A 13512-nucleotide genomic window follows, 5' to 3' on the forward strand; every position below is an offset into this window, starting at 1 on the left:
GCGGCTACCCCCGCTCACGAGCCGACCCTCGCGCGCGAAACCCGTCCCTCCCGGCAGGGGTGACCGCAGCTGCAGGGCAGCGGCGTTGTGTGCCGTGCCGTTGTGCTATATTAGTTTTGTCGGGTGAAGCGAGAGGAGGAAGGGAAGACCGCGCGCGTTTAGGGGGTAAGATGGACGTCCAGACTCTCCTGCAGTACATGGTGGACAAGCAGGCCTCGGACCTGCATATCAAGGCGGGGGGACCGCCCTATTTCCGTGTCGACGGGCAGTTGATAAAGTCTGATTTTCCGAGACTTTCGCCCACCGACACGGTGGAGGCCGCCTACGCCCTGATGAACGAGAAGCAGGCAAAGAAATTCGCCGAGCGCAACGAGGTGGATTTCGCTTACAGCATCGCGGGCCTGGGGAGGTTCCGCGCCAACATCTTCAAGCAGAGGGGCACGGTGGGGATCGCCATCCGCCGCGTCCTCACCACCTCGGTGCCCTCCTTCGAGGAGCTCGGGTTGCCTCCCGTCCTGCGCCGCCTCTCCCTGGAGAGGCGCGGCCTCATCCTGGTGACGGGGCCGGCGGGAGCCGGGAAGACCACCACCCTGGCCGCCATCATCGACTACATCAACAGCAACGAGCAGATGAACATCATCACCATCGAGGACCCCATCGAGGTCCTGCACGTGGACAAGAAGAGCATCATCCACCAGAGGGAGATAGGCACGGACACCGAGAGCTACGCGGAGGCCCTGAAGTACATCACCCGGCAGGACCCTGACGTCATCCTCATAGGCGAGATGCGCGACCCCGAGACGGTGACCGCGGCCATGAGCGTGGCCATGACGGGACACCTGGTGCTCTCCACCTTCCATACCATCGACACCACGGAGACGGTCAACCGCATCATAGACTTCTTCCCGCCCCAGCAGCAGAAGCAGATCCGGCTCACCCTGGCCAGCGTGCTCAAGGGGGTCATCTCGCAGCGGCTGCTCCCCCTGAAGGACCACAGCGGAAGGGTGCCCGCGGTGGAGGTGCTGGTGATGACGGGGCGCATGGCCGAAGCGCTCATCAACGAGGAGCCGACCACCGTGATGCGGGAGATCATCGCCGAGGGGGAGTTCTACGGCATGCAGACCTTCGACCAGTCCCTGGTGGACCTCTACCGATACGGGCTGGTGGATTTCAAGACGGCGCTCTCCGCCTCCACCACGCCGCATGACTTCGCCCTGGCGGTGAAGCAACTGGGCCTGGAGGTGGAGGAGGATCTGCTCAGCAAGTAAGCCCGGGAAGGATAAAGCGGCCCCCTTTCGGCGGAGAGGTATCGCCCGGGCCCGCATCCGCGCTTATTTTCCATAAAATACCATGTGATGCCGTGCGGCACCGCCCTCGCGCGTTGAGGACGCGCGGAGGGGGCGGAAGCGAGGCCGCCGCTCCGCGGGCGCGGGAGGCCTCTTCCCGCCGCGCAGGTCCTCACGGCCTGGGGGGGTTCTCCGCGGAGGGGGTGCAGGCGGGCGGGAGCGCAGACGGCCGGGCGGGCATGATGGCCGAGCCGGAGCCGTGGTCCTGCCGGCGGGGATGCAGGGGGGCGGCGACGATAACCGGTCAAGAATCCTGGTCTATAATTGATGCATGTCGTCGCGGGGGATGTCTTTGCGTGGAGTCCGCGCCGTGTGTCTCGCCCTGCTGGTCACGGCGTTCTTCCTGGCGGTCGCGCTTGCGCGCCGTGGCGGCGGCGGGGAGCGGCCGGGGTCCTCTTCCCTCCTGGCCTGGGAGGAGATCGAGCCGGCGAGGCTGTTCTGAGCGCACCTGCCGGGAAGGATGGTGAGGGGCGTCGTGGAGCCGTTGGGGAACCCGGCGGGAAAGGCGGTTAACGGCGCGGGAGGCGCCCGGGACCCCGCAGGGGCCGGCGCCGCCGCGCCCGGTGACCCGGAGTCGTGCATGATGTCGGTACGGGTGGCATGCATATGCGGTTGCGCGCGCCCGCCGCGTCCCTTGCATGCGCGGGAGTCGCGGGGATGAAGGTCGTCATCCTGGGAGCGGCAGGGAGATCGGGGCAGGCGGTGCGCGCCGCCCTCCTTTCCCTGCCCGGTATCGACGGTGTCATCCTGGCGGACCGCGAGGCGGAGATGTTGAACAGGCTGGCCGCCCTGCCGGCCCCCTTTCCCGTTTCCCCCCGCTTCCTGGACGCGGAGGACGCGAGGAGCCTGCGCGAGCGCATCGCCGAGGCCGACGTGGCGATCGGGTGTCTCGGGCCGGCCTACCGCTGCGAGGAGAAGGTGGTGGAGGCCGTGCTGGAAACGGGACGGGATTACATCTCGCTCGGCGACGATACCCGTGCCTACCGGGAGTCGCTCTCGCGGGATGAGGAGGCCCGCCGCAGGGGGGTGAGGATCTTCCTCGCATGCGGCGTTGCGCCGGGACTTTCCGGCCTGCTTTCCCGCCGGGCCTGCGCCCTCGTGGAGCGGGTCCGCGGCGTGGCGTTTTACTGGTCCCTGCAGGGACTGCTCTCCATGGGGGACGCGGCGGTGGCGCAGATGGCGCACTCCTTCACGGGAAAGGCGGCCGTGCTGCGGGCGCGGAGGGAGGAGACGGTGAGGGCCGGCGGCTGGGCGGAAGCGGTGGAGTTCCCGCCCCCGGCGGGAAGGCGCCTCTTGCGCTACCTGGACCACCCGGAGCCGCTCACGGTGCCGCGTTTCGCGCCCGAGGCCGAGGACGCCTGGTTCAAGGCGGGAGCGGGAGACGGCGGCGATGAGCTCATCCTCCACACCCTTGCCTGGTTGGAGGAGGGATACCGCGATCTCTGCTGGCACGCCGTGCGCCTGGCGGCCGCAAGGGGAAGGCGCACGGGAGAGCCCTGCCCTTTCTCGCTGCGGGTCGCCGTGGAGGGGGTGAGGCGGGGGGAGCCGCGACGCGTGAGCCTGGGGGTGAACGGGGATTACTACCGCTTGAGCGGAACGGCGGCGGCGGAGGCGGTGCGCCGCATGGCGGGAGGCGGGTTGCCGGGACCCGGCGTGCACGCCCTGGACGAGTGCCTGGACGACCGCGTTTTCCTGGAAAGCCTGCACCGCGCCGGGGCGCGTTTTTTTCTCGCGGAGGAGAGACCATCGCGCGGAGATGCGTACGGCCCGCACGGCGGAGACGTCGCGTGGCGGGAGGAGGATGAGGGACCGGGAAGGAGATGAGGGACCGGGAAGAGGACGGGACACGGGGAAGAGGATAAGGCCCGGGAAATGGAGTGGGACCAAGGGAAGGAGGACGGGGTCCGGGGGAACGGACGAGGGCCCTGCGTAGGGTGGCGGCGCGCTCGGGAAACGGGCGGGGGCGGGGACACGCTCCCTGCAGTTGGGAGAAGCGACCCGGCGGATGTCGCATGGTTACGGCACACGCTTACGGGCCCCGTCAGGCGTCACTCCTCTCGGCGGTGCACGCGGGCGCCGTCACGCTTCCCGGCAAGAGGCGGTATCTATCCGGCAGGCGCTTGCCGGGTTGAAGAAGGCCAAGGGACCACCCCGGTATCCTTACACCCCGGGCTGAATCGACACGAGGAAAGGGGTGGCCTTCCGGCCGATGCTGTAACGGGGCTTACGGGGTACTGATATAATTTATTATCCGCTTGTTTGAGAAGGCGGTGCTTGCAGGCGAGGACGGCGCGGGCGCGGCGACGGCCGGCCCCGGGTCGCGGACGGAGGCAGCAGCCCGGCGTAGCGGCGCCGTGAAAGGCGAGGAGGCAGCTCGTGAGAGGGAGGGCGGCAAGATGAGGATACTGGTCACCGGGGGAGCGGGTTTCATAGGCTCTCACCTGTGCGAGCGCCTGGTGTCCCAGGGCCACGAGGTCTTCTGCCTGGACAACCTGTGCACTGGCAGCGTGGAAAACCTGGAGCACCTGCAGGGCGCGCCGAACTTCCGCTTCATCCTCGCCGACGTGACGGAACCGCTGGGCCTCATAGTGGACGCCGTCTTCCACCTCGCCAGTCCCGCCAGTCCCAGGGATTACGGCAGGCTGGTGGTGGAGACCATGCTGGCCAACTCGCTGGGCACCTACCAGACGCTGGAGGTGGCGAGAAAGAGCGGCGCCCGCTACCTCCTGGCCTCGACTTCGGAGGTCTACGGGGACCCCCTGCGCGTGCCGCAGGACGAGGGCTATTACGGCAACGTCAACCCCGTGGGGCCACGCTCGTGCTACGACGAGTCCAAGCGCTTCGCGGAGGCGCTCACCGCCTCCTACCGTCGCATCCATGGCCTGCATACGGTCATCCTGCGCATCTTCAACACCTACGGGCCGCGCATGCGCCGGGAGGACGGAAGGGTTATTCCCAATTTCATCCAGCAGGCGCTCGCCGGGGAACCCCTCACCGTTTACGGCGACGGTGCCCAGACGCGCAGCTTCTGCTACATCGACGACATGGTGGAGGGGCTGTGCCGCGCCCTGGCGAGCGAGGAGGCCGCGGGGGAGGTCATCAACCTGGGGAGCGACGAGGAGATGACCGTGCTGGAGCTGGCCGAAAAGATCAGGGAATGCCTCGCCTCACCGTCGCCCACGACCTTCCTTCCCCTTCCCGAGGACGATCCCCAGAGGCGCAGGCCCGACCTCGCGAAGGCGCGGCGTATCCTGGGCTGGGAGCCCGTCACCGACCTCGGGGAAGGCCTGCGCAGGACGGCGGAATGGTTCAGGAAGGAACTGGCGAAGGAGGTGGAAAAAAGTGGGGGTTGAGGAGGAACGGTACCGGGACATATTGCGGGCGCGTTCCGACCCCTCCACCTATTACGCGCTGCTGGGGATGAAGGTCATCGAGCTGGAGGAGGGGAGGTCCCGTCTCTCCATGGATGTCCGCAGGGAACTGCTCAACGCCGGTGGCATCGTGCACGGCGGGGCGCTGGCCTCCCTCGCCGACGCCTCCATCGCCGCGGCGCTGGCCACCACCGTCGATCACGCCAGGGAGAGGATGTCCACCGTGGAGATGAAGATAAACTACCTCTCGCCGGTGCGGGACGGGCGCATCACCTGCAGCGGCCGGGTCATCCAGAGGGGAAGGTCGATCGCCGTGGGAGAGGCCTGCGTGTACGACGGCGAGGAGAGGATGGTGGCGAAGGCCACGGCGACCTTCATGATAAGGGAGAAGTAGGGGAAGAAACCACCGCAGGAGAATACCCGTAGGGGTTGTATCCGCAGGGGATGGACAGTATCTTCCCGCAACCGCCCGGCCCGCTTGTTCCGGGCCCTGCACCGGACCGCATTCGGCCTACGGGCCGCCCAGCCGGTATATGCGGTGCAGCATCCAGGCGTCGTTTCCCTGGTCGTAGCTCAAGAGATAGAGGTCACCGTCGTCCGCACGCACCCGGAAACAGGCCCGCCTCTCGCGGCTGGTCTCGTCCTCCTCGAACCAGCTCCCCTCGATGTCCATGACCGAGAACTCCCTTCCGTAGAGGGTGAAACTCAAGGGGCGCTCGTTGCTGCGGAAACCGGAGTAGCATTTCACCTGCACGGGGAAGTTCGCTTCCTCGGCACGTGGGATCCAGGATCGTCCCGCCTCGCTCAACCTTCGCTCCTCCTGAATATAAAGAACCCCAATGTTCACTCACGCTAATATATCACAGGGGTGGCGGGAATCAACCCCTTTTACGCGGACTTTGCACGAAAGTCACACGGGATCCACACGGGGTCTACGGGTATGGCCGGTGCGCGAGAGGCCGCTTTTCGCGCCGCCGCATCACGCCGTTGCAACGTGACGGCGGACTCTCCGAAAGCGGTTGCGGCCAGGGATCCGGCCCTCGCCGCACGGGAGGCTCGGAAGGCGGGTCAGGCCTCTTCCGCCAGCGGCCTGGCCGGTAGCAGTTTCTCCTCGCGTTCCAGGTCCTTGCCGTTGCCGAAGTCCGCGGTGGTGAGCGTGCCGCCCGGCTTGCCCGCTATGAAGTCCTCCACCATCTGCCGGGCGGCGTCGTCGGAATATTGCACCGGAGGCGACTTCATGAAGTAGGCGGAGGGTCCGATTAGGGCTCCCGACAGCCCGCGGTCCATGGCCAGCTTGCAGCAGCGCACGGCGTCTATCACGATGCCCGCCGAGTTGGGAGAGTCCCACACCTCCAGCTTGAACTCGATGGTGACGGGCACGTCGCCGAACTCCCTCCCCTCCAGCCGTATGTAAGCCCACTTGCGGTCGTCGAGCCAGGCCACATAATCACTCGGCCCGATGTGCACGTTATCCTTGTCTATGCCGTGATTGAGCTGTGAGACCACGGCGTCCGTCTTCGAGACCTTCTTCGACTCCAGCCTCTCCCGCTCCAGCATGTTCATGAAGTCCATGTTGCCGCCGATGTTCAACTGCGCCGTGCGGTCGAGGACCACGCCGCGGTCGTTGAAGAGCTTGGCCAGCACGCGGTGCACTATGGTCGCCCCCACCTGGGACTTGATGTCGTCGCCCACGATGGGGAGGCCGTGCCTGCGGAATTTCCCCTGCCACATCTCTTCCCTGGCCACGAAGACCGGGATGCAGTTGACGACGCCGCAGCCCGCCCGCAGGGCCTCCTCGATGTAGAAGTGGGTTGCCTTCTCGCTTCCCACCGGGAGGTAGTTGATGAGCACGTCCACCCGGTGACGCGCCAGCACCTCTGCGACGTTCACCGGCTGCGAGGGGTGCTCCTGGGCGACCATGCTGTAGTACTTGCCGAAGCCGTCCAGGGTGGGTCCCCGGTAAACGGTGGCCCCCAGGCGCGGCACGTCGCATATCTTGATCGTGTTGTTGTGCCCGGAGAATATCGCCTCGGAGACATCCTTTCCCACCTTGTCGGCGTCGACGTCGAAGGCGCACACGATCTCTATGTCACGGATGTGGTAAGGGCCTACGGACACGTGCATGAGCCCGGGTATCAGGTCTCCCTCCTTCGCGTCGCGGTAATACTCGATCCCCTGTACGAGGGAGGAGGCGCAGTTCCCCACGCCCACGATGGCCGTTCTTACCTTTCTCATATCCTCAACCTCCCGTCGACTTTCTATCACCATCCCCCGATGGGGTCATCTCCTTGCTTCGTATTGCCATGAGGCCCGCCTTCCTGTTGCGCATGAAGGTCAGGCCTGCAGGGGTGTCATCTTCTCCAGCGGTTCTCCCTCGACAGTCAATCGCTCACCCCCCCTCTTCTCCTTGCGCTGGGGGCCACGCCCCTTATCGCGCTCTTTCGCCTGCTTCCTTTCCTGTTCGATCATGCCGTCCAACCACGCTATGTCGCTCTGCAGCAGTTCCTGGCGGTGGCGGTAAAGGCCCAGGCGGTAGCTGTCCGATTCCTTGAAACGGGCCTTCCCGCTCCCCATCATCTCCTTCAACCTGTCCGCGAGGTAGCTGCGCCTTCGCTCGAGGAGCCAGAGCCGCATCTCCGGTTCCATGTACCGGAAGAAGGCCAGGCGCAGGCTGAACTTGTCGGAATCGGTGATCTCCGAGCTCTTACGCATGTCCACCAGCAGTTGCCGGAAGAGTTCCTCGCCCTGGGGCGTGATGCGGTACACGTAACGGTTGCGCGTCTTCTCCTTGACCGTGTAGGCCCGCTCCACGGCGTTGCGCGCCTCCAGCCTCTTGAGTGCCGGGTAAAGGGAGCCGAAGCTGATCTTCCACAGGTGCCCCAGGAGGTAGGAGAGCCGCTTCTTGAGCTCGTAGCCGTGCATGGGCTTTTCCTTCAGGGCACCGAGTATGGCCAGTTCCAGCATCTTTACCTTCTCCTCCTACGTGGTTATAATGAGCACGTTGATCTCACCGGCGATCTTTCGGTAATATATCATACCGATATATCATTTCGATATATTAACCCACTTTCCCTGCCATGGCAAGCTTTCGAAGCCGGCTGCCCTCGGGGCTCGATCCTTGGGAGCAGCCCTCGTGGTCGACGTAAGGTCACGTCGTCTGGGTCGCATCTCCGGGGCCCACGCCGGGGGTCACATACCCGGCCATGCGACGAAAGGATAGGAAGGGATAACGCCGGGAAAGCGCGAGGGTGTGAACACGTGCGCAAGGCGCGTTCCCTCAGGAGCGGCCGTAACTGCGCAGGTAATCCTGTATGTACCGCCTTACCTCGGAAGCGGGGCGCACGATGCCGAAATGCCCCTCGCACAGGATGTCCGCGTTTAGGTCCAGCAGACGGTGCATGGATATTTCCCAGGCGTCCATGTCGGAGCCGAAGGAAGCGTAGAAGGGACCGTGGATGTCCTGTCCGAAGAGGACGGTGTATAGCCCGTTGTACACGTAAAGGGAGATGGAGCCGGGGGTGTGGCCGGGGGTGTGCAGCCATCTCAGGGGGGCTCCGGCATCCCACTCCCCTTCCGCGCCCCGCAGTCGGTGCTTGATGGTGAGGGGGCGCAGGTCTGCCCCGTACCAGCTGGCGGCGGTGCGCCTTGCGTCGCCCTCCTCCAGCGGGGGGGCGTCGAGCTCGTGCACGGCCAGGGGCAGGCCGTATCTCTCCGCCAGGTAGGAAGCCCCGCCCACGTGGTCTATGTGGCAGTGGGTCAGGACGACGAGCGAGATGTCGCGCGGGGAATATCCGAGGGCCCCGAGGTTTTCGAGCAGCTTTTTCAACCCTCTTCCGGCGCCCGTGTCGACGAGCACGGGCTTTCCCAGGTCCACCAGGTATATGCAGCAATCGTCGGGCGCGGTGAGTTCCGGCCCCCCGACCTGGTACACGCCTTCCGTGACGGCAAGAGGCTTCATCCCTTCACCCTCCTCACATCACATTATATCCGAAAGGAAGCACGCGAACGGCCGCCGCCGCACCGTCGCATCACGACAACGGAAACGGAGCGTGCGCCGGGTTCGGGTCGGAGGTGATGTTGTTGCGCGAGACGACCGTCGCATCACGACTAGGGAAACGGGGCGGGCACCGGGGAGGGTGGTGAAGGAAGCGAAGCGGAAGGCCGTGCGCGCGGGCGCGGACAGGACCTTCCTGCATGCGGGTTCCCGTGGAGTACGGGCGGCCGGTAAGGACGGGAGACGGGTACGAGGAAGTCCCGTATCGTTTGCGCGGGCGCCTCCCGGGTGGAGATGGTACGAGAGCCCGCCCCTACGCCCCGGCGGAACCGGCGAGTGCGACAGGGGGGCGAGAGTGGGACTCCCCCGGGCCATATGCAATAGAATGATCACGTGGTGGAATGATCGCGAGGTGGAAAAGGATGGGAACCCGTGGGTGCGGGACCTTCGCCGGCCCCCGCGGGTCGCGTCGCCGTCATGGGAGGGCGGTGGACATGAGGGTAGGATGCCATGTCCGGATAAGTGGAGGCCTGCACAGGGCGGTGGAGCGCGCCGTGGAGCGCGGCTGCGAAACCGTGCAGATTTTCGTGTCCAACCCCCGGGGCTGGAAGCAGTCCGAGATCGTGCCGCGCGACATCGAGGCCTTCCGCAACGGTTGCCGCGAGGCCGGCCTGGAGCCGGTTTTCGTGCATACCATATACCTCATCAACCTGGCCTCGCCGGTGGAGGAAACCTGGAAGAGGTCCCTCGACGCCCTGGTCATGAACATGGAGGCGGCGTCCCGGCTGGCCTCCTCCGCCGTGGTGACCCACCTGGGGAGCCACGGGGGGGAGGGCGAGGCGGCGGGGATGGAACGGGTCATCCGCGCGCTGCGGGAGGCCTTCCGGCGCTGTCCGCGCCCCGTGCCCGTCCTCCTGGAGACCACGGCCGGTTCCGGAAGCGGCGTGGGTCACGATTTCGCCCAGCTCGGCGCCATAACCGGGGCATTTCACGGCGAGGAGAGGCTGGGAATATGCCTCGACACCTGCCATGCCTTCGCTGCGGGATACGAGCTGCGCACCCCCGAGGGGATCGAGGAGACGCTCGCCGCCCTCGACCGCGAGGTGGGACTAGAGCGCCTGCGGCTGGTGCACGCCAACGACAGCAAGGGCGACCTGGGTTCGCGTGTCGACAGGCACGAGCACATAGGCGAGGGAAAGATCGGCATGGAAGGATTTGCGTTGCTGGCGCGGCACCCGGTCCTGGGCGGCCTGCCCTGGATACTCGAGACGCCGGAGATGAGCGTGGAGAAGGATCGCGAGAACATCAGGCGCATCCGCGAGGCGGCGGGCGGCCCGCAGCCCGCGCCCAAAAAGTGGTAATATGGGCAAAGAGAGCAAGCGGGGGCGCACGAGGCGCATATAATAAAGTTAGAAGCGGAAAGGATCGTGCCATGGCCATCATTCACGAGCGGCTGGAATTCGAGACCGAGGGGAACGCGCACATCGTGGAGATCACTGACGAGATAGCCGCCATGCTCGCAGGGACGGGCCTGCGGGACGGCATCGCCAACGTCTTCGTGCCCGGAGCCACGGGAGCGGTGACCACCCTCGAGCACGAGCCTGGGGTCTGCCGGGACTTCCAGGAGCTCTTCGAGTTCATAGCCCCCCAGGGGCGCGATTACCATCACAACCGCAGGGGGGTGGACAGCAACGGCCACTCGCACGTCAGGGCGGGCCTGCTCGGCCCCTCGCTCACGGTGCCCTTCGAGCAGGGTCGCCTGCAGCTGGGAAGGTGGCAGCAGGTGGTCTTCATCGATTTCGACGAGGTGGCGCGCTCGCGCACCCTCATCGTGACCTTCATAGGCGAGTAGGGCGGTGGGTAAGTCATATGCACGATTTCAGGTACGTGGATGGTGTGCTGTACTGCGAGGAGGTGCCGCTGGAACGCATCGCGGAGACGGTGGGCACCCCGACCTACGTCTACAGCAGGCGCACGCTGCGGGAACACTACAAACGGCTTGACGAGGCTTTTTCCGGAATACCCCACCTGATCTGCTACTCGGTGAAGGCCAACTCCAACCTGGCCGTGCTGGATGCCCTCGCCGCCATGGGTTCGGGTGCGGACGTCGTCTCCGGCGGCGAGCTCTACCGGGCGCTGCATGCGGGCATCCCGGCGGAGAAGATAGTCTATGCGGGCATAGGCAAGACGGAGGAGGAGATGGCCTACGCCTTGCAGCAGGACATCCTCATGTTCAACGTGGAGTCGGAAACCGAGCTCCTTGCCCTGGACCGCGTGGCGGGAGGGCTGGGAAAGCGGGCGCGCATAGCGCTGCGCATCAACCCGGACGTCGATCCCCTGACCCATCCCTACATCGCCACCGGCCTGAAGGAGGCCAAGTTCGGGATAGACGTGGAGAAGGCGCTGGCTGTTTACCGGAAGGCCGCCTCGCTAGCCAACGTGGAGGTGCTGGGGGTGCACCAGCATATCGGTTCCCAGATCACCCGCGTGGAGCCTTTCCGTGACAGCCTGGAGAAGACCGGGATGTTCGTGCGCCGTCTGCGCGAGAACGGTATCGAGGTGAGATTCATCAACATCGGGGGCGGTTTCGGCATCCCCTACGGGGGGGAGGAGGTACCCTACCCCGTGGATTACGCGCGCGTCATGGAGCCGGTGCTGCGCGAGCACCGCTGCACGGTCATCCTGGAGATCGGGCGCATGATCGTGGGGAACGCGGGGGTGTTGCTGACGAGGGTTCTCTATCGCAAGAGCGGCGGCGCGAAGAATTTCGTCGTGGTGGACGCGGCCATGAACGATCTTATACGGCCCAGTCTCTACGGCTCCTACCACGAGATCCTCCCCGTGGAGGAGGGGAAGCGGGAGGTCGAGACGGTTGACGTGGTGGGACCGGTCTGCGAAACGGGCGATTTCCTGGCCAAGGACCGCACCATGCCGCGGGTGAGGGAGGGGGAGCTGCTGGCGGTGATGAGCGCGGGCGCCTACGGCTTCGTCATGTCCTCCAACTACAATTCCCGTCGTCGTGCCGCCGAGGTCATGGTGGACGGCGGGGATTTCGCGGTGGTCAGGGAGAGGGAGAGCCTGGAAGACCTGGTGCGGGGAGAAAGGGTCTTCCGTTGAGCGCCGCTCCGCCGCGGCACTGCTTGGGCCGTCGGGAGGTGAACTGACATAGACGGGGAGTACACGGGCATCGGGATCGTCAACACGGGGGAGAGGAAGCATCCGCCCGACGCCCCGTACTTCTTCCTCGAGCTGGAGCGTGACGCGTCGCGGGGCCTGGTGTTCGCGGCCGGAGTGTGCTCCGAGGGGGAGGACGCGGAGGCGGTGGAGGTGCGTCGTTACGTCATGGCCCTCCTGGAGGGCTTCTTCCGCCACAAGGGCCCCGGCCTGAACGTCTCCGACCACCGCCTGCTGCTCGGCAGCATCTTCCGCCACCTGCACCGAAGGATCGTGAAGAGGTGGCCGGAGAGCAGGCCGGTAACGGACCTCGCCCTCATGGTGGCCACCTCGCAGCGCCTCTACGCTGCGCGCAGCGGGCGGGGGGCCCTGTTCGTCTTTCGGGCGGAGAAGGCCGCGGCGCTTTTCGGCGGCGGTGCCGGCAACGACGACCTCCTGGGAGCCCCCTCCGGCGGCGGGGTGGAAACGGCGGAGGCGCCCCTGCAGGCGGGTGACATGGTGGTACTGTGCAACCCGGCGCTCGCCCGGGTGATCAGCCCGCGCGACGTATCCGTCATCCTCGGAAGAGCTCGGGAACCCGGCAAGGCATCGCTCTTCCTTTCCGCCATCGCGGAGAGAAAGGGCGCCGAAGGCGTTCTCACTGCGCTTGTCTGGGAGGTGCCCAACTACCAGGGTGCGGCGCTGCTCACCGGTGATAGCCCGCCCACCGGCGGGGAGGCGGGAGAGGAGGAAGGCGCCGGTCTGGAGGCGGAGCGGGAGGAAGGCGCTGCGGAGGACCACGCGGAAAGGGCCAAGAGGCAGTGGCTGAGCAAGTGGCGCCGTCACCGGGAAGAACCCTGAACCCGCCGCCTTTCACCGCATCCCCGGCATCCCGCATGCGCAGGATAAGCGAACATACCCTGTTTTTTATTGCATTGCTGAAAATACGCGTTGGTGTGTATATCTCGTGGCCCGTGCGACAGGACCCAAGTGGCCGGACCCGTGTGACAGGACCCGTGCGACAGGACCCAAGTGGCCGGCGCATCACCTTTCCGGAACGGGTTTTCGGGGAACCAGCCCTTGCGATATCCGTGCCGTCGCTCGTCCGCGCGGGTCGATGCCGTGCCGTTGCGGTAGGCTCCTTCCGGGTTCGTTCCGGGTCGCGTTGATGCCCAGGTTCATAAACATGGTGGACACCCCCTATACTTGCTTTGTGTAAAAAAGAAGCAGAGCAAGGAGGTGTCCAAATGAAGGGTTCAGTTGGAACCACTACTAGTATCTACCACACCAGGCTTCCCCATCAATGGGAGTTGGAGAGAATGATGGGCGAGGTCCTCTCCAGGGAGGCCAGAAGGAGGCTGCGCTGGATAGAGCACTTTCGCCGCTGCGGAAATGCCAGGATGACCTGCCGCCACTTCGCCATCTCCCCCACCACCTTCTACAAGTGGCTGAAGAGGTACCTGAAACGGGGCCTCAGGGGACTGGAGGACCTCCCCCGCACCCCGAAAAGGAAAAGGGTCTCGGAGATCCCCTGGCAGACGATCCAGCTCATCTGCGACTTAAGGAGAGAGCACCCCGCCTGGTCCAAGCACAAGATAGCGGTGATCCTCAAGAGGGACTACGGCATCCGCCTTTCTTCCTCCAGCGT

Annotated in this window: 13 protein-coding genes; 9 read left to right on the plus strand and 4 right to left on the minus strand. The window is 65.6% G+C overall.

All coding sequences use genetic code 11. The features are described from left to right. Window positions 1-170 precede the first annotated feature (170 nt). The 4 genes from H5T73_11755 to H5T73_11770 all read left to right on the plus strand — a co-directional run bounded on the left by H5T73_11755 (window position 171) and on the right by H5T73_11770 (window position 5111). The gene (locus tag H5T73_11755; GenBank protein ID MBC7248433.1) at window positions 171-1268 is read left to right on the plus strand and encodes a type IV pilus twitching motility protein PilT; all 1098 of its coding nucleotides are present in this window, start codon (window positions 171-173) and stop codon (window positions 1266-1268) included. A gap of 735 nt (window positions 1269-2003) precedes the next feature. Further along, entirely contained in the window at window positions 2004-3170 is a 1167-nt protein-coding gene (locus H5T73_11760; GenBank protein MBC7248434.1) for a saccharopine dehydrogenase NADP-binding domain-containing protein, read from the plus strand. Window positions 3171-3742: 572 nt separating this feature from the next. Then, window positions 3743-4699 carry an SDR family oxidoreductase gene (locus H5T73_11765; protein ID MBC7248435.1) on the plus strand — a complete coding sequence of 319 codons (957 nt, stop codon included), beginning with the start codon at window positions 3743-3745 and terminating at the stop codon, window positions 4697-4699. Next, a complete protein-coding gene (locus H5T73_11770) occupies window positions 4689-5111 on the plus strand; it encodes a PaaI family thioesterase (GenBank protein ID MBC7248436.1) in 423 nt (140 codons plus the stop codon). The genes H5T73_11765 and H5T73_11770 overlap by 11 nt, the downstream gene beginning before the upstream one ends. Before the next feature lie 117 nt (window positions 5112-5228). Here H5T73_11770 and H5T73_11775 read toward each other — a convergent pair whose 3' ends face one another. From H5T73_11775 to H5T73_11790, 4 genes are all read right to left on the minus strand, one after another. Beyond that, window positions 5229-5525 carry a hypothetical protein gene (locus H5T73_11775; protein MBC7248437.1) on the minus strand — a complete coding sequence of 99 codons (297 nt, stop codon included), beginning with the start codon at window positions 5523-5525 and terminating at the stop codon, window positions 5229-5231. Between the two features lie 260 nt (window positions 5526-5785). Then, complete coding sequence (locus H5T73_11780; GenBank protein MBC7248438.1) at window positions 5786-6952, minus strand: inositol-3-phosphate synthase; 1167 nt, start codon at window positions 6950-6952, stop codon at window positions 5786-5788. A gap of 99 nt (window positions 6953-7051) precedes the next feature. After that, window positions 7052-7681, minus strand: coding sequence for a PadR family transcriptional regulator (locus tag H5T73_11785; GenBank protein ID MBC7248439.1), 630 nt, complete (start codon window positions 7679-7681; stop codon window positions 7052-7054). A gap of 313 nt (window positions 7682-7994) precedes the next feature. After that, window positions 7995-8675: an MBL fold metallo-hydrolase gene (locus tag H5T73_11790; GenBank protein MBC7248440.1), complete on the minus strand. Its 681-nt coding sequence runs from the start codon at window positions 8673-8675 to the stop codon at window positions 7995-7997. A 458-nt stretch (window positions 8676-9133) separates the two neighbouring features. Here H5T73_11790 and H5T73_11795 point away from each other — a divergent pair, with 458 nt between their 5' ends. The 5 genes from H5T73_11795 to H5T73_11815 form a co-directional block, all read left to right on the plus strand. Beyond that, window positions 9134-10072, plus strand: a complete 939-nt coding sequence (locus H5T73_11795; GenBank protein ID MBC7248441.1) for a deoxyribonuclease IV — start codon at window positions 9134-9136, stop codon at window positions 10070-10072. A 71-nt stretch (window positions 10073-10143) separates the two neighbouring features. Beyond that, the gene (locus H5T73_11800; protein MBC7248442.1) at window positions 10144-10563 is read left to right on the plus strand and encodes a YjbQ family protein; all 420 of its coding nucleotides are present in this window, start codon (window positions 10144-10146) and stop codon (window positions 10561-10563) included. Between the two features lie 17 nt (window positions 10564-10580). Then, window positions 10581-11828, plus strand: a complete 1248-nt coding sequence (lysA, locus tag H5T73_11805) for a diaminopimelate decarboxylase (protein ID MBC7248443.1) — start codon at window positions 10581-10583, stop codon at window positions 11826-11828. A 159-nt stretch (window positions 11829-11987) separates the two neighbouring features. Continuing rightward, a complete protein-coding gene (locus H5T73_11810) occupies window positions 11988-12725 on the plus strand; it encodes a hypothetical protein (GenBank protein MBC7248444.1) in 738 nt (245 codons plus the stop codon). A gap of 386 nt (window positions 12726-13111) precedes the next feature. Further along, the coding region (locus H5T73_11815) for a helix-turn-helix domain containing protein (GenBank protein ID MBC7248445.1) at window positions 13112-13512 on the plus strand (401 nt) is incomplete at its 3' end.

This window comes from Actinomycetota bacterium (assembly GCA_014360655.1).
Taxonomy (GTDB): domain Bacteria; phylum Actinomycetota; class Geothermincolia; order Geothermincolales; family RBG-13-55-18; genus JACIXC01.

Coding starts and splice junctions, on each gene's coding strand:
- H5T73_11755 (MBC7248433.1), top strand. CDS start 171: ATGGACGTCCAGACTCTCCTGCAGTACATGGTGGACAAGCAGGCCTCG.
- H5T73_11760 (MBC7248434.1), top strand. CDS start 2,004: ATGAAGGTCGTCATCCTGGGAGCGGCAGGGAGATCGGGGCAGGCGGTG.
- H5T73_11765 (MBC7248435.1), top strand. CDS start 3,743: ATGAGGATACTGGTCACCGGGGGAGCGGGTTTCATAGGCTCTCACCTG.
- H5T73_11780 (MBC7248438.1), bottom strand. CDS start 6,952: ATGAGAAAGGTAAGAACGGCCATCGTGGGCGTGGGGAACTGCGCCTCC.
- H5T73_11785 (MBC7248439.1), bottom strand. CDS start 7,681: ATGCTGGAACTGGCCATACTCGGTGCCCTGAAGGAAAAGCCCATGCAC.
- H5T73_11790 (MBC7248440.1), bottom strand. CDS start 8,675: ATGAAGCCTCTTGCCGTCACGGAAGGCGTGTACCAGGTCGGGGGGCCG.
- H5T73_11795 (MBC7248441.1), top strand. CDS start 9,134: ATGGGAACCCGTGGGTGCGGGACCTTCGCCGGCCCCCGCGGGTCGCGT.
- H5T73_11800 (MBC7248442.1), top strand. CDS start 10,144: ATGGCCATCATTCACGAGCGGCTGGAATTCGAGACCGAGGGGAACGCG.
- lysA (MBC7248443.1), top strand. CDS start 10,581: ATGCACGATTTCAGGTACGTGGATGGTGTGCTGTACTGCGAGGAGGTG.